General features: G+C 58.7%; 12 protein-coding genes and 1 pseudogene. 12 read left to right on the top strand and 1 reads right to left on the bottom strand.

Going from position 1 to position 15809, the window contains the following annotated elements:
• Positions 1-192: 192 nt before the first annotated feature.
• The 4 genes from M3A49_RS25270 to M3A49_RS25255 all read left to right on the top strand — a co-directional run bounded on the left by M3A49_RS25270 (position 193) and on the right by M3A49_RS25255 (position 4678).
• On the top strand, positions 193-1209 hold the full coding sequence (locus M3A49_RS25270; RefSeq protein WP_266231508.1) for a 1-aminocyclopropane-1-carboxylate deaminase: 1017 nt from the start codon (positions 193-195) through the stop codon (positions 1207-1209).
• 327 nt (positions 1210-1536) lie between these two features.
• Positions 1537-3240 (top strand): MASE1 domain-containing protein, encoded by a 1704-nt coding sequence (locus M3A49_RS25265; protein WP_266231507.1) that lies wholly within the window; start codon positions 1537-1539, stop codon positions 3238-3240.
• Between the two features lie 28 nt (positions 3241-3268).
• Positions 3269-3886 (top strand): response regulator, encoded by a 618-nt coding sequence (locus M3A49_RS25260; RefSeq protein ID WP_254353117.1) that lies wholly within the window; start codon positions 3269-3271, stop codon positions 3884-3886.
• A gap of 486 nt (positions 3887-4372) precedes the next feature.
• Positions 4373-4678 (top strand): DUF4148 domain-containing protein, encoded by a 306-nt coding sequence (locus M3A49_RS25255; protein WP_266231506.1) that lies wholly within the window; start codon positions 4373-4375, stop codon positions 4676-4678.
• A gap of 159 nt (positions 4679-4837) precedes the next feature.
• On the opposite strand, the pseudogene M3A49_RS25250 reads toward M3A49_RS25255, so the two are convergent.
• A pseudogene (locus tag M3A49_RS25250) lies at positions 4838-5020 on the bottom strand (transposase); the annotation flags it as partial.
• Positions 5021-5609: 589 nt separating this feature from the next.
• Here M3A49_RS25250 and M3A49_RS25245 point away from each other — a divergent pair.
• From M3A49_RS25245 to M3A49_RS25210, 8 genes are all read left to right on the top strand, one after another.
• On the top strand, positions 5610-6617 hold the full coding sequence (locus M3A49_RS25245; protein ID WP_254353119.1) for an AraC family transcriptional regulator: 1008 nt from the start codon (positions 5610-5612) through the stop codon (positions 6615-6617).
• Positions 6618-7041: 424 nt separating this feature from the next.
• Positions 7042-8406 (top strand): Rieske 2Fe-2S domain-containing protein, encoded by a 1365-nt coding sequence (locus M3A49_RS25240; RefSeq protein ID WP_266231505.1) that lies wholly within the window; start codon positions 7042-7044, stop codon positions 8404-8406.
• Between the two features lie 168 nt (positions 8407-8574).
• Entirely contained in the window at positions 8575-9981 is a 1407-nt protein-coding gene (locus M3A49_RS25235; protein WP_266231504.1) for an amidase, read from the top strand.
• Positions 9982-10016: 35 nt separating this feature from the next.
• On the top strand, positions 10017-11042 hold the full coding sequence (locus tag M3A49_RS25230) for an FAD-binding oxidoreductase (protein WP_254353122.1): 1026 nt from the start codon (positions 10017-10019) through the stop codon (positions 11040-11042).
• 11 nt (positions 11043-11053) lie between these two features.
• A complete protein-coding gene (locus tag M3A49_RS25225) occupies positions 11054-12382 on the top strand; it encodes a M20 family metallopeptidase (RefSeq protein ID WP_266231502.1) in 1329 nt (442 codons plus the stop codon).
• Between the two features lie 95 nt (positions 12383-12477).
• Positions 12478-13926 carry an indoleacetamide hydrolase gene (gene iaaH, locus M3A49_RS25220; RefSeq protein WP_266231501.1) on the top strand — a complete coding sequence of 483 codons (1449 nt, stop codon included), beginning with the start codon at positions 12478-12480 and terminating at the stop codon, positions 13924-13926.
• Between the two features lie 93 nt (positions 13927-14019).
• Positions 14020-14973, top strand: coding sequence for a VOC family protein (locus tag M3A49_RS25215; RefSeq protein WP_266231500.1), 954 nt, complete (start codon positions 14020-14022; stop codon positions 14971-14973).
• A complete protein-coding gene (locus tag M3A49_RS25210; RefSeq protein ID WP_266231499.1) occupies positions 14973-15803 on the top strand; it encodes an alpha/beta fold hydrolase in 831 nt (276 codons plus the stop codon). The genes M3A49_RS25215 and M3A49_RS25210 overlap by 1 nt, the downstream gene beginning before the upstream one ends.
• Positions 15804-15809 lie beyond the last annotated feature (6 nt).

The raw sequence follows: 15809 nt of genomic DNA, 5'->3' as shown, positions 1-15809 counted from the left end.
GTCCTTTAGTCGCTTCGAAAATTAAAACTGCTCTGGAGTCAAAGCGAATGCTTTAAACGTAGGCTGTCGATATTTTTTTAGCAAGCTCATTTCGCGGCAACGCGCCTAACATTTCTCCATCGGGTTGCGCGTTCCAGGCGCGCACCGACCGTTGACCACGCCCCGCATGTGCCGACCTTCCGGAGATATTCGATGAACCTCCAGCGTTTCCCCCGTTATCCACTCACGTTCGGACCCACGCCCATCCAGCCGCTCAAGCGCCTGAGCCAGCATCTCGGCGGCAAGGTCGAGCTCTACGCGAAGCGCGAGGACTGCAACAGCGGACTTGCGTTCGGCGGCAACAAGACGCGCAAGCTCGAATACCTGATTCCCGACGCGCTCGCTCGAGGTTGCGACACGTTGGTCTCGATTGGCGGCATCCAGTCGAACCAGACGCGGCAGGTCGCAGCCGTCGCCGCACATCTCGGCATGAAGTGCGTGCTGGTCCAGGAGAACTGGGTCAACTATTCCGATGCCGTCTACGACCGGGTCGGCAACATCCAGATGTCGCGCATGATGGGCGCGGACGTGCGGCTCGTACCCGACGGCTTCGACATCGGCATTCGACCGAGTTGGGAGGAGGCGCTCGAAAGCGTGCGTGCGGCGGACGGCAAACCGTATGCGATACCGGCGGGCTGCTCGGAGCACCCGCTCGGCGGCCTCGGTTTCGTGGGCTTTGCCGAGGAGGTGCGGGCCCAGGAGGCGCAACTGGGCTTCAAGTTCGACTACATCGTCGTGTGCTCGGTGACGGGCAGCACGCAGGCGGGCATGGTGGTCGGCTTTGCAGCGGATGGCCGTGCGGACCGCGTAATCGGCATCGACGCTTCGGCTACGCCGGAGAAGACCCACGCGCAGATCACGCGCATTGCGCGTCATACCGCCGGGCTCGTCGATCTCAACCGCGATATCAGCGAAAAGGACGTGATTCTCGACACGCGTTACGCTGGCCCGGAGTACGGATTGCCGAACGAAGGCACGCTGGAGGCGATTCGCCTCTGCGCGCGCTTGGAGGGCGTGCTGACCGATCCCGTGTACGAGGGCAAGTCGATGCACGGCATGATCGACAAAGTGCGCCGCGGCGAATTCGAGCCGGGGTCGAAGGTGCTGTACGCGCATCTGGGCGGCGTGCCGGCTTTGAACGCGTATAGCTTTATCTTCCGCGACGGCTGAGTTCAAGCGTGGGTTCGCTGGCGTGCGAGGCGGCGCGCGGCGGACGCCACGGTCTTCGAGTTTGATCACGGTGTGCCGGGAGAATGGCATCGACAATGGCGCCCGACACGTCGTGGGAGTGCCGGGCCCTGTTGCCTCTACTGCGAACTCCGCGCCGGGCTTTTTAGCCCGGCGCTTTTTTTGGGGATCCAGATCGATCTGACAAGCGCCGTTCAGGTGACCCCATTCGCGCAACGTTGACGCGACGGCGAAGCCAGGCTCGAGTGACGGTCGTCATGCCCGCACCAACTTTGTGCGTGAATTACTTCACGTTACGGCTGCACTCCGATGACAGTCGCCAACGCCGCAACCGTCGAATCGCTTACGTCCTCATGTCGAAGCGCCTTTCAACAACGTCAGGTTCTCCGCTCGTTGGTTGCATTGGCGTATTTCGCAGGTGCAAAGCTAGGCCTTTCCTATGCGGTAGTGGGCGGCGCAATCTCTCTTGTATGGCCCTCAAGCGGCATCGCTCTCGTTGCGCTACTCGCTCTGGGCGTCGGAGTCGCCCCGGGTATTGTCGTTGGTTCCTTTCTCGCCAACGTGTCGGGAGGCGTGCCTGCAGCCGTCGCCGCGGCGATAGGCATCGGCTCGATGGCTGGACCGTTGACGGCAGCGCTATTGCTGAACCGCGCGACACGATTCCAGATCACCCTCGAGCGCATCAACGATGTGTTGGCCTTCATCGCCCTCGCTGCGGTGATGAGTACTGCAGTCAGTGCGCTCGTCGGCACGACCGCTCTGCTGGGAGGGGGACTCGTGCCGGTCGCCGGGTATGCCGCAGCCTTTCTGAAATGGTGGCTCGGCGACATGATGGGGGTCCTCGTCGTGGCGCCGGCCCTGTTCAGCTTCCTCACGTATTCGAACCCTCTCCGATCCGCACAGCGGATCATGGAAGCGTGCGGACTCATTGCGGCGACCTTTTGGGTCAGCTACCTCATTTTCGGTGCCCCGCAACTTGCCGGGCACGGCTACTATCCTGCCGCTCTGGCGGTCTTTCCATTCATTATCTGGGCGGCGCTGCGCTTCGATCGCCTGGGCGCCAGCAACGTGACGCTGATGGTCTCAGTCGTGGCCATCTGGGGCACTACCCACGGCACGGGGCCCTTTGCTGCCGATTCTCCTGTGGACAGCCTCGTGAGGTGGTGTGCCTTCGCGAACGTCGCGGCGGTAACGGGACTGTTGCTGGCGGCGGCACGCGCTCAGGAACGGGGCGCCCATGACCTGCTGCAGGCGGCCCGCATCGAACTGGAGCGACGCGTCGAGGAGCGCACCGAAGACCTGGAGAAGGCGAACAACGAGCTAAAAGAGGAGATGGGGCGACGCCGTCTGCTGGAAGGGGAACTGATCCAGATCGGCGATCAGCAACAGAAACTCATCGGCCAGGAACTGCACGACGGGCTCGGGCAACACCTGACCAGTCTGGGCCTGTACTGCGCCGCCTTGAATCAGAAACTGCAGACGCAGGGTCACCCGGCCGCCGCCGACGCCGCTATCGTCGTGGGCCTGGTGAAGCAGGCGTCCTTGATGACCCGCAGGATTGCCCATGGCCTGGATCCGGTCGCGATGGAATATGGCGGACTTGCGGACGCATTGCATGCGCTGGCGGAGACGGCTGGCGCGCTCAACGGCGTAGATTGCAAGCTGCGGATCGCGCCGGATGTGGATTTGCTGGACCCGCTGCTGCAGATCAACCTGTACCGGGCAGCACAGGAAGCCGTCAACAACGCGCTGAAATATTGTCATGGCCACCGCATCTGGATCGACCTCGAGCGGGCGGGCGGTCTCCAGACGCTTTCGATCAGTGACGACGGGGTAGGCATCGGCCCGGAAGAAATGGAGCGTGCCGCGGGCCTTGGACTGCACAACCTGCGTCACCGGGCAAGCCTTCTGGGCGGCTCCTGCACCGTGACCCGCAACGGCTTGGGCGGCACCACCGTCGCCATTAGCTATCCGCTACCGGAGGGTACTGGCCATGCAGAGGAAATGCGCTAGCCCAGGCCGTGCGACTCAAATCCTTATCGTGGATGACCACCCCATCATCCGGGACGGGATGACGCTCTTGCTCAATCTGCAAGAGGATCTGCACGTCTGCGGTGCGGCGGGCAGCGCCGAAGAAGCGCTCGCGGCGATGGAATGCCTGCCCGACATGGCCATTGTGGACATTAGTTTGCAGACGGACTCCGGCCTCGAGCTGGTCAAGACGCTGCGGCACCGTTATCCGGATCTCGCGATCCTTGTCCTCAGCATGCATGACGAAAGCTTGTTTGCCGAACGCGCACTGCGGTCCGGGGCTAACGGGTATCTGATGAAACTCGAGGCCACGGAGCATGTCGTGAGTGCCATCCGCGAAGTGCTGGCAGGCAACATCTACATGAGCGCCGCCATGCACGAAAAGCTCGCGCGGGCGCTTGCCGTCCCACACAAAAAGCCCGAGGGCCAAATTGCGAACCTTTCGGAAAGGGAATTCGAAGTTCTGCACCTGATCGGGCTCGGCTTCAGCAGCCGCGATATCGCAGAGAAGCTGAACCGGAGCGTGAAGACCATCGAAGCTCACCAGGCCAATATCAAGGAAAAGCTGAACATCCGTAGCGGCAAGGAGCTGACGCGGTTCGCAATTCAGTGGATCGAGAGCCAATAGGGCTGAGTCTGCCCACTGAATAAGGCAATCCCCTAGCCTCTTTTAGGACGGGCGCCTGGTTCATGCACATGGGGTCGGCGCATACAGTCGTAACTGGCCACCACCGAGCGCTTTGCCGCCGGTGCCTCTGCCGGAACCGTGCGACGGGCAAGCGCATGGCGATGCGAGCCTGCTCGATGCTCGCTGTAGCTGCCCTCAAGCGCGGAATCGTTTGCATATGTTCAACACAGTCGTGCTCGACGCAAAGAGGTTCGCTTTGAGCAGGATTTCGTTCGTCACAGGAGGAAATCAGCGAAGTGAAACGGCTAGTTATGGCGCCGCTCGCGCTCGCGTGACTGGGCGGCTCCCCTGGCGCCGAGGGCAGTCGGATGTGCGGCCAGCTCGCTTGAACGCACCCTGCTTCACTGCATCGATGGGTCGTTGACGCCGGTTGCATACAAGAAGACTTGTCGAACTGTACGTGGCAATCGTTGGAGGTAACTCATCATGAAATACCTTGCTCAAACTGTCGTTCTCCTGACTATCGCGGCTGCTCCGGTTCTCTCGTTCGCGCAGACGAACGGCGCCGTGACGACTGAACAAGTTCGCGCCGAGCTCGTCCAGCTCGAACAGGCTGGCTATCATGTCGGGGACGGCGACAATGCAAGCTATCCCGCCGATATCCAGGCTGCCGAAGCGCGCGTGACCGCGCAGAACGGCGGGAGCAGTTACGGCGGGATGGTCAGCGGATCGTCAGCATCTGGCGCACCCACGGCTATTACCGGTTTGAAGCCGGTTTACTTCGGCCAGTAAGGCATTGCGTTGACGGACTGTCTTGCGTGGTCTCGCAGCACGTCGCACTAACGCATCACACGTTACGCGAAAGCCCCTCTTCCGAATGGAGAGGGGCTTTTTGATTGCTTTGCGGAGTTTGGGGGAGAAGGTGGGGATCGGCGGAGGGCGGCTGCGGATTCAACCGATCGATGCAACGGTTTGATGAAATCGCTCAGCCGGTGTATCGAAGTTTAGTGTTTTTCGGCGGCGCTCATTGAGCCGCCTTGCCACGGCATTAGGCCTGCCCTGTGAGTAGACGGAGAGATCGGTACCTTTCGGGAAGTACTGCCTCAGCAATCCATTCGTGTTTTCGTTCGTGCCCGCTCCGCCAAGCTTACCTTCCTGTTCAGCGTTGACCCAGTCGGGGCTACGGTTCTTGCAGTATCGGGATAGTCCGTGCACGAATTGGATAGTTCACCAAGTGGGGTTGGCATAGTCTGCGAGCAACGATCTTCAGCGCGATCAAAGCATTCAAGAGAGCAGTCAAAAATAGACGGAGACGGTGCGAATGCATATGTATGAAGATGGTTTGCAACGTTGCAATGCCAATTACACCCCGCTGACCCCGGCGAGGCACAGCCGGTTCCGAAGTGGGGTGGGGTTCCTTGTGCGTTTATTGCACTCCGACCCCGCATGGAATGCGCGCCCGAGGAAATCATCGCTGACCGTTGTTCGTTCCTCGCGTCGTTCAAGGTTTCGAAGGCGGTCCGCTTCCGTGAACTGCCCAAAATATTTGAATTTTGCCTGTCGAGGGCATTGCGTAAGCAGCTGAATTCGACCTCCGCGATTGATCAGGGCCAGTTCGCGTTGTAGGGGAGACACGGATGGGTGAGTTGTTTTAAGGAATGTATAATTATTTAAAATCCGATCCCGATCCCAAATAGCTGAATATCTTCCGAGTTATTAATCAATGAAACAGAAAGAGGAGTTTCATTCTGAGGCTGACGATGACTCCAGTCCCTCAAATGAGGCCGAGCTATTTCGGACCCGGGATATAGAGCAGGCCAGAGATTGGGGGACGCGTACATTCTGCGAGAACGAACTTCGAAATATTGATGTGCGCGGTAAACTCGATGCGCGTCTAATGTATCGAAAGTACGGATCAATCGGCATTGGACGAATGAGCTACGGCGGCGAACTCAGGATTCGACCGACTACATTTGATGATTTCTATTTAGTACAGGTGCCACTCAGTGGCGGTGAGCACATCACCAATGGCAACCAGTCCGTCAGTTCATCGCCTACGGTAGGTTCGATTCTTAATGCCGGACAACAACATGAAATCGTTCATGCGACGGGCACCGAAAAGCTGATTCTCCGTATTGATCGCGGTTTGGTGGAGCGCCTGTGTGGACAGCATCTCGGCAAGGAAGCGCATACCCGGGTGGAATTCGAAACTGCGATGCCGCTCGATTCCGCAGCCGGCAGACGGTGGGCTTCCACCATGCAGTGGCTCTTCGACTACCTGGGCGGTACGCCTTCGTCATCGCCGCTGTTGGCAGCGCAAATCGAACAGATGATTGGCTCACTGCTGCTCATCAGTCAAGCAAGCAATCATAGTCTGGCACTCAACGAAGATCGGTCACGTTCCGTGACTCCGGCGTTTATCAGGAAAGCCGAGCTTTTCATCGAAGAGCGGGCGCACGAGCCTATTACGGTGGGGACCATTGCGGAGCACGTTGGGGTCAGCACCAGTTCGCTATACACAGGATTCAGAAAGTACCGGAATACATCACCCATGCACCTGCTGAAGAGCATCAGGCTCAATCGGGTGCGCGAGCAGTTGTTGAACTCTGACCCAAAAAATACAACGGTGACAGCGGTAGCGTATCAGTGGGGTTTTGCCCATCTAGGGCACTTCACCACTTATTACAAACGTTGGTTTGGCGAGACCCCTAGCGAAACACTAACTCGTTAAGCGGGCTAACGGGTGAGTGTCACGAACTCGCACCTGACGCCCCCGGCTGAGCGTCAACTGAAGATCTCCACCACGTGCGGCCAGAATCCGGAAATCGCGCGCCGCCTCGCCAAATGCTTCCGATGATGCGAAGGGCTTGCCCTTGCGGACAATTACGCCACGCTCCAAACTAAAAGTACTACGAATGAAATAGTTGATCAAGTCAAGCGCTAACCCGAACGGGGCTCTCAGGAGCCCCGTTTTCGTTTGTAGGGATAAACCCTCGAAACGCATATTGAATGCACAGATGGGATAGGGCTCGTAGTCATTGGAGTGTCGACTGCGCGGTCGGGCAATACGATTTGTCTTGCGGTCACTGCCTTACCTGGTGCGCAAAAAAATACCCCCCTTTACAAGGGCTAACCCCCTCCGAGGAGACATACAGATGTCGGACCAAACTGTTGTTCGCCGTCGCGTAGCGCAGCATTCGATCAGCGATTCGCGCTACAACGATGCAAAGTCGCAATCGCAATACCAGCCCTACAAGGACGCAGCTTGGGGCTTCATCAACCACTGGTATCCGGCGATGTTCAGCAAGGAACTGGTGGAAACCACGACCGAGAACGAAGAAGAACTCCAGACGGGCATTAAGGGCATCATGATCGCCGGCGTGCCCATCGTGCTGCGACGCGTCGATGGCAAGGTCTACGCAGTCAAGGACCAGTGCGTTCACCGTGGCATTCGTCTCTCCGAGAAGCCGATGTGCTTCAACAAGGAAACGATCACGTGCTGGTACCACGGCTTCACGTTCAATCTGGACGACGGCAAGCTCTCGACCATCGTTGCCAATCCGGACGACAAGCTGATCGGCACGACCGGTATCACGACGTACCCGGTTCAGGAAGTCGCGGGCATGATCTTCGTATTCGTTCGTGAAGACGACTTCCCGCTCGAAGACGTTCCCCCGCTGTCGGATGACCTGCCGTTCCGTTTCCCGGAAAACAACGAGCGCTTCCCGCACCCGCTGTGGCCGGACACGCCATCGATCCTGGACGAAAACGCAGTCGCTCACGGCATGCACCGCACGGGCTTCGGCAACTGGCGTATCGCGTGCGAAAACGGCTTCGACAACGCGCACATCCTGGTTCACAAGGACAACTCCATCGTTCACGTGAACGACTGGGTGCTCCCGCTGGGCATTCTGCCGGTCTCGGACGACTGCATTCAGGTCGTTGAAGACGAAAATGGTCCGAAGGGCATGATGCAATGGCTGTTCACGGACAAGTGGCAGCCGGTGCTGGAAAACAAGCAACTGGGCCTCAAGATCGACAACCTGAACGGTCGCTTCTATCGCACGTCGGTGGTCCTCCCGGGCGTCCTCATGGTCGAAAACTGGCCGGAAGAGCACGTCGTTCAGTACGAATGGTACGTTCCGGTCACGGACGATCTGCACGAGTACTGGGAAGTGCTGGTCCGCATCTGCCCGACCGAGGAAGATCGCAAGAAGTTCAAGTACCGCTTTGACCGCGTGTACAAGGAGCTGTGCCTGCACGGCTTCAACGACTGCGACCTCTACGCCCGCGAAGGTATGCAGCACTTCTACGCGGACGGCACGGGCTGGGATGACGAGCAACTGGTGTCGACCGACATCTCACCGGTCACGTGGCGCAAGCTCGCTTCGCGCCACAACCGTGGCATCGCGAAGCCTGGCAAGGGCGTCTACGGTGCAGTGAAGACTCATAGCACGCGCTTCAAGGAACTCGCCGATGGCAAGCGCCCGGCGTACTTTGTAGAACAAGTCTGGTTCTAAGGATTGGTCGGCACTCGTCAGGGTGCCTATCAGTTCTCCTTGGCACCTTGTAGCACGCTGATGCCCAGCTACGAGGAAGGAGATCGGTTCGTATTCCTCTCGGTCTCCATTCTCGTTTCTGTGTGCCATCAGGCCTCGACCTAACTAAACTTATCATCCGTATCCGTCATGAGCAGCCTTCCACGCGACCTGACTAATTTCGAAATCTACGACCTGTCGTTGCAGATTCGCAGTGGCAAGATCAGTCCGGTAGAAGTCACCAAGGCGATTCTGGCCCGCGTGGAAGCACTGGACGCGAATTTGCATAGCTATGCCCGTGTCACTCCTGAGTTGGCGTTGAAGCACGCAGAGCAGGCGGAGAAAGAGATTCGAGCCGGGGATGTAAGGAGTCCCCTGCACGGTATTCCGCTCGCAGTTAAAGATTTGTTCGATACCAAGGGCATAGTGACTGCCGGTGGTATGCCGATCCATGCCCAGCGCGTACCCACGGAAAACGCGACGGTCGTGCAACGCCTGCAAGATGCAGGGTCGGTGATGCTGGGCAAACTCCAAATGACGGAGGGCGCATTTGCCATCCACCATCCGACGATCCCTGATCCTGTTAATCCATGGGGTGCCGCGCACTGGTGTGGTGCGAGTTCCTCGGGTTGCGGTGTCGCTACGGCGGCTCGTCTGTGCTATGGCACGCTCGGTTCGGATACGGGTGGCTCGGTGCGTTTCCCCAGTGCAGCTAACAATCTGACTGGATTGAAAACGACTTACGGCACGATCAGCCGTAAGGGCACGATGGAACTGGCTGCATCGCTGGATCACGTGGGCCCCATGGCTCGCTCGGCCCGTGATGTGCTGCTCCTTCTCGCAATCATTGGTGGTCACGATACGCAACGCCTGCTCGCTACCATCGACGAGCAACGATTCGACAATTTCCTGAAAGGCTTCAAGGGATTGCGAATCGGCATCGACGAATCGTGGATTTCGGATGGCGTCGATCCCGTGATTCAGCGCGCGATTCAGCAGGTCAAGGTCATCCTTGCTGAGGCGGGCGGCGAAATCAAGAGCATCAAGGTTCCGGATACGCGGGCGACCAGTTCCAACTGGGAGCATCACTGCGGGGTTCAAACAGCTGTTGCTCATGGAGCGACGTATCCCGACAAGGCCGCTGAATACGGTCCCGCACTGGCCCGTTTGATTGATCAGGGACGCGAACTCAAGGCTGTGGACTACGAGCGAATCATTCGTGATGCTCAGCAGTTTACCCGCGAGATGGATGCGGTATTCACAGAAGTGGATGTCGTATTGGCTCCGGTGCAGCCCTATGCGGCACCGACGTATGAACAGTTGGCGGGTTTGGCTTCGGATCCTGAGGCTAACCGGCGTCTGATTCAGTTCACGTCGCCGTTCAACGCCTCGGGACACCCCGCATTGTCGGTACCCATTGGATTTACCGAGCAAGGATTGCCCATCGGTGGGCAACTGGTTGGCCGCAAGTATCAAGATGACCTGCTGTGTATGGTCGGCATGGTATTGCAGCGCCACAGTGATTGGCATCGTCAGGTCCCGCCTGGGTTGGCTTGATTGATATTGAAAGTGTTTATTTTGCGGATTAAGTCATGACCCAAGCTCATCAGGTAACCATTAACTTCGCAGACGGCGTGAGCCGTACATTTGCCGCCGGGTCGGGTGAAAACATTCTCGAAGCCGCAATCAAGGCAGAAGTGCCTGTGCTGTATCAGTGCAAGGCCGGGGCCTGCGCGTCCTGCACGTGCCAGCTCGCGGAAGGTGAGGCCGTGACTATCCCTGGCGCCAGTTCGACGCTCCTGGCTTCGGAATACGCAGAAGGAAACCGGCTGCTCTGCGTGACGAAGGCTGAATCCGATTGTTCAATCAACGTCGCATACGGTTCGGAAGTCGGCTCGTCGGTCGCCCAGGAGGTGAAGGTCTTCATCGACTCCGTGGAGCGTATCGCGCCCAATGTCATGCGTCTGACTGTCGAGCTGGCCGAAGGCAACTGGCTCGAATTCAGGCCCGGGCAGTTCATGCAGATCACGGTACCGGGTTTGGGTGTTCTCCGCAGCTACAGCCCGTCGTCTACCTCGCTGACCCTGCCGAAGATGGAATTTCTGGTCCGGCTGCTGCCCAATGGGGCGATGTCCACGTTCCTCGAAAACGAGGCGCAAGTGGATCAGGTTCTGACGATGAAGGGCCCCTATGGCGCGTTCTTCCTGCGCGAAGAGCATCGTCGCGCGCCGCACATCTTCGTTGCCGGTGGGACGGGTCTGGCTCCGATCCTGTCGATGATCGATGGCCTCAGGCAGGCCTCGGGCAAGAAGCCGCCGATGCTGCTCTCGTTTGGTTGCGCGGTCCCTGAAGCGCTGTTTGCGCTGGATGACATGGAACTGCGTCAGCACTGGTTGCCGACGTTGAAGACCCGCATCTGCGTGGATCGCAACGCTACGGAAGACATGCACGAAGGTTCACCGGTCTCGGCCCTCAAGGAAGGGGATGTGACGGATCCGAACACGGTGGCTTATCTGTGCGGCCCGCAGCCGATGATCGACGCGGCAACCAGGCGTCTGATCGAGTTGGGCATGAAGCCGGACTTGATTTTCGCAGAGCAGTTTGTTGCATCGAATTGAGGAATGGGCACATGGAATTCAATCCTACGAAGCAAATCCCGCTTTCGGCTCAGCAAACCGAATGGTACGAAAGGGCTAAGGCCAACCTGAGTTCGAAGCGTCTTCAAAAGCTGCTGTTCGAGCTGACGGACATTCACAGCCCTACGGGTTCGACGCGTGATGCTGCTGACTATATGCAGCAGCACATGGAGATGATCGGGCTGCAAACGAAAACGTACGACAACTCGGCCATCAGCCGATCGGTTATGGGTGAGCACCGGGGAACCGGTGGCGGCGCGTCGTTGCTGCTTTATGCGCCTATTGACACCCACCTGGATCGCACCAAGGAAGAAGAGATTCTTTCCGGCCCCGGTCAAGAAGCCGATTTGCAGCCGCACGCCAGGCAGATCGAAGACTGGGTATTCGGCCTCGGCGCTTCGAATCCGAAGGGCATGATTGCCACGCACGTTGAAGTGGCAACGGCAGTGCTGGAAACGGGTGTTCCGCTGAACGGCAATCTGCTTGTCGGTATGGCCGATGGCGGTATGCCCGTTGACATCAAGGAGCGTCATTCGGGCATGTCGAATGGCGTGATCAATCTGCTGAATCGTGGCATGTACCCCGATTTCGCAATCATCATGAAGCCGTGGAACTGGGTTTACCACGAAGAGCCGGGTATGGCGTGGTTCAAGATCACGGTCAAGGGCACGATGGGCTATGCGGGTATCCCGCACGACGTGCCGGGTTTCCGTTCGTCGGTGGTTCCCGCTGCCACGGTGATTCAGGAGCTGCAAGCATGGCTTCCTGAATACACGAAACGCAATACGTCGGGCGTTATCGAGCCCCATGGCTGGATTGCCGGCGTTCGTGGCGGTCAGATCGAAAGACCTGCATTCCCGTCCGCAGTCACAGAGATTTTCTTCGACGTTCGTGTGAATCCCCGGACGAGCCCCGCTGATGTCAAGGCACAGTTCGCGAACTTCATCGAGGACGTGAAGACTCGTCATCGGGAAATCACGATGGACTGGGAGATGTACGGCTCGGTCCCGGGCGGCACCACTGACCCAGAAAACTGGATTATTCAGTCGGCCAGGCGAGGTTGGGAGCACATCGAGGGCCGTCCGCATGGCGTACCCGACATGCTGGCCGGTCAAACGGACGGTGCGGCACTGCGTCGTTACGGTGTGCCGACTGCTCGCATCGGTTGGCCGTGGCCGGCTCAGGGCGCGCCAGTGCCTGTTGCCGAGGGACTGGGCGGCATGGGCGCCACCTACGTTCCCGACCTGATGCCCTGCGCCGAAAAAATCCTGTACGCGGTGATCGACACGCTTACCCGCGAACGGAGCGAGCTTGGCCTTTAAGTTTCTGTGGTTGTAGCTCCATAACCAGAAAGCAAGGAGACAGACATGAGCAAGACTTCTAAAGCTGTCAAGGATGCCTGGGTTAAGGATTAAATATGACCCACGATAAACATCAACCGTTCATCGATTTCACGATGGCCGATGCCGCTCAGGCATTTCACGACGGATCGGTGACGAGTACACAGTTGGTATTGGCCTGTCTGGAACGTATCAACGCAGGCAAAGCCCTGAACGCATTCGTTACCGTTGATGCAGAGGGCGCTCTGAAGGCTGCAGCGGCGATTGATCGGGCACGGCAGACAGGGATTCCGTTGGGGCCTTTGGCAGGCATCCCTATCGTGGTCAAGGACAACATTCATAGCGCGGGCATCCGCTGCACCGCAGGTAGTCCCGCATTTGCAGACTTCGTGCCGGTCGCGGATGCACCGACCTTGCGCAAGCTCCGGGATGCAGGAGCCATCGTGCTGGGCAAGACCAACATGCATGAACTGGCCTATGGGGCGACGGGCTACAACGGTGCCTTCAATACGGGTGCAGGCCGTGGGGTCCGTAACGCATACGACCAGACCAGAATTGCCGGCGGTTCGTCCTCGGGCTCGGCCGCTGCTCTGGGTGCACGGATGGCCCTAGGGGCATTGGGAACCGATACAGGCGGCTCAATGCGCATTCCCCCCGCACTCAATGGCGTGGCTTCGCTGCGTCCGACGTGGGGTCGCTACTCGGGCCTGGGCGTGATCCCCATTGCGAGGACGCGGGATACCGTGGGCCCCATGGCATTGAACATGCACGATGTGGCGCTCCTTGACAGTGTGATTTCTGACGAGTGCGCGTTGCCCCACGTGGAACTCAGGAAGCTACGGCTAGGCCTTCCCGCCGAGTTTTGGGCGAATCTCGATCCCGACACGCGCGAGGTCGCGGGCTCTGTGGTTACGCGTCTCACACAGTTGGGCGTGACCATCATTGATCTGGGCAAAACCGGATTGATCGAACTGAATGCTGCAGTTGGCTTCCAGGCGGTGGTTGGCGAGTCCCGATCCAGTATGGAGCAGTACCTGAAGGACAACGGTCATCAGATGACGGTCGAGAAACTGGCCAGGAAGATCGACAGTCCAGACGTGAAGTGGATTTATGAAAACTGGGTGCTGCCCAACAAGTTCCCGAATGCCGCAGGTGAACTCGTGGATGTGACACCCCTGTACGAACAGGCACAAAAGGCCGGTGGCGGACGTGATCAGTTGCGGGCCAGGTATGCCGAACTGTTTGCCCGGCATCAGTTGGATGCGCTGATGTTCCCGACTACCGCGTGCGTGGCGCCCGATGCTGACGACAGCATTTATGAGGAAGAGAACTTCCGGCGTCTGATCCAGAACACCGAGCCGATGGCGAGTGCCGGGCTTCCGGGCCTGAATCTTCCGGCAGGACTGGGTTCCCGAACGGGGCTCCCGGTTGGCATGGAGTTCGACGGTCCGCAAGGTTCGGATCGACGGCTGCTCGCTATTGGCATTTTGCTGGAAGGCGTTTTGGGCGGCATTGCGCGCCCCTGAGGGATCTCTATTGATCGGGGCTGGTGTGAGCCGCGTCGGCGCCTCCCGGCCCGCGACGGGCCTATACGTTGTTTCTGCAAGGATTGAACAGAGATGATTAATGCGCTGAGCTACATCGTGGTCGAGACTCACTGTATGCAGGAATGGATCGACCAGGTGACAAATCACATCGGCATGCAGATCGAAGTGACCGAAGCCGGAAAGACCATGCGCATTCGCGCGGACGAAAAGATTCAGCGGTTTGTCGTCACGGCTACCGATGGCGAGTCCATGATGGGTATGGGCTTCGAAGTTCCCGACGCCCCGACCCTGGTGGCGTGCACGATGGCATTGGAGGCCGCTGGTTATAAAACGACACCCGGCACGGCTCAGGAAATCGAATTCCGGGGCGTCAAGAACATGGTGCACTTCCATGACGATGATGGTGTGCGTCTGGAAATCGCCTATGGTCTGGCCGATGCGGACACGCAATTCGTGCCCGGCCGTCCGATTGGCGGCTTCCGTACCGGCAACATGGGCCTGGGTCACGTGGCGCTCATTACCGAGCACTTCGAAGAACTCTCGAACCTGTATCGCAGCGTGCTGGGCATGCATCTCACGGACTACACCTATAAGCCGTTCAAGGTCGAATTCCTGCACTGCAACCCACGCCACCATACGATTGGCATCGCGCATACGGGTGGCAAGGCCGGCATCTATCACCTGATGCTCGAATACAACGACTTCGATGACGTCGGTCGCGCGTACGATACCGCGCTCCTGAATCCGGATTCGATTGGCGTGACGCTGGGTCGTCACATCAACGACCACGCCACCTCGTTCTATCTCAAGAACGCGGACGGATGGATGTTCGAACTGGGTTGGGCTACGCGCACGGTCGGACCTGACTGGGAAGTCGAGGAACTGAAAGGTATGAGCCTCTGGGGTCATGACCGGACATGGCTTCCGGATCACAAACGCGAGGAAGCGCGACAAATTCTTAAACAACTGGCGGCCGAAGGCATGCGTGCACCGGTTGTTATCCCTGATACACAAAAGGCAAATTGATGAGCAACGCAAGCCCCGAAATCGCAAATTCACTCACGCTGGGTGACTTCGCGCTGAACTACCACGACGTTGGTGAGGGCGCGGGCGATCCGATCCTGCTGATTCACGGTTCGGGCCCCGGTGTCACCGCCTGGGCTAACTGGCGGGGCATTATTCCGGTACTGAGCCAGAAGGCTCGAGTTATCGCACCGGACATGCTGGGATTTGGATATACCCAGTGCCCCGAGCAGTTCAAGCTGACTCCCGCTGTCTGGGTGGAATCGTTGATCGCGTTGCTCGACGCGCTGGAGATCGAGAAGGTGTCGGTGGTCGGCAACTCCTTTGGTGGTGCCATCGCACTGGCACTGGCCAAGGCATATCCCGAGCGCGTGAATCGTCTGGTATTGATGGGCGCGGCAGGCATCAATGCGCCGATCAGCGAGGGTCTTGACAAGGTATGGGGTTACACGCCTAGCCTGGATGCCATGAAGGGGCTAATGGAAGTGTTCGCCTACGATCACTCGATCATCACCGACGACCTGGTGCGTATGCGTTACGAGGCATCGATCCGCGCAGACGTGCAAGAACGATTTTCCCGCCTGTTCCCGGCGCCGCGTCAGCAGGGCGTGGAAATGCTGGCCCTTGCTGAATCGGATCTGGCGGCAATCACGCACGAGACGCTGCTCATCCATGGCCTGAACGACCAGGTGATCCCGGTCGAGTGGTCGCGACGTATGAAGACGTTACTACCGAGCTCGACGCTGCAAGAGTTCGATCAGTGCGGACACTGGGTACAGATCGAAAAGGCTGCGACGTTCACGCTCGCGGTTTCGGAGTTCCTGCTCAATTAATTAACG

Source organism: Paraburkholderia sp. CNPSo 3076 (assembly GCF_026343935.1).
Classification (GTDB): domain Bacteria; phylum Pseudomonadota; class Gammaproteobacteria; order Burkholderiales; family Burkholderiaceae; genus Paraburkholderia; species Paraburkholderia nodosa.
The sequence above is the reverse complement of the archived record's forward strand: the minus strand, read 5'-3'. Positions and strand labels throughout refer to the sequence as shown.

Coding starts and splice junctions, on each gene's coding strand:
- M3A49_RS25255 (WP_266231506.1), top strand. CDS start 4,373: ATGAAATACCTTGCTCAAACTGTCGTTCTCCTGACTATCGCGGCTGCT.
- M3A49_RS25245 (WP_254353119.1), top strand. CDS start 5,610: ATGAAACAGAAAGAGGAGTTTCATTCTGAGGCTGACGATGACTCCAGT.
- M3A49_RS25240 (WP_266231505.1), top strand. CDS start 7,042: ATGTCGGACCAAACTGTTGTTCGCCGTCGCGTAGCGCAGCATTCGATC.
- M3A49_RS25235 (WP_266231504.1), top strand. CDS start 8,575: ATGAGCAGCCTTCCACGCGACCTGACTAATTTCGAAATCTACGACCTG.
- M3A49_RS25230 (WP_254353122.1), top strand. CDS start 10,017: ATGACCCAAGCTCATCAGGTAACCATTAACTTCGCAGACGGCGTGAGC.
- M3A49_RS25265 (WP_266231507.1), top strand. CDS start 1,537: ATGACAGTCGCCAACGCCGCAACCGTCGAATCGCTTACGTCCTCATGT.
- M3A49_RS25270 (WP_266231508.1), top strand. CDS start 193: ATGAACCTCCAGCGTTTCCCCCGTTATCCACTCACGTTCGGACCCACG.
- M3A49_RS25225 (WP_266231502.1), top strand. CDS start 11,054: ATGGAATTCAATCCTACGAAGCAAATCCCGCTTTCGGCTCAGCAAACC.
- iaaH (WP_266231501.1), top strand. CDS start 12,478: ATGACCCACGATAAACATCAACCGTTCATCGATTTCACGATGGCCGAT.
- M3A49_RS25210 (WP_266231499.1), top strand. CDS start 14,973: ATGAGCAACGCAAGCCCCGAAATCGCAAATTCACTCACGCTGGGTGAC.
- M3A49_RS25215 (WP_266231500.1), top strand. CDS start 14,020: ATGATTAATGCGCTGAGCTACATCGTGGTCGAGACTCACTGTATGCAG.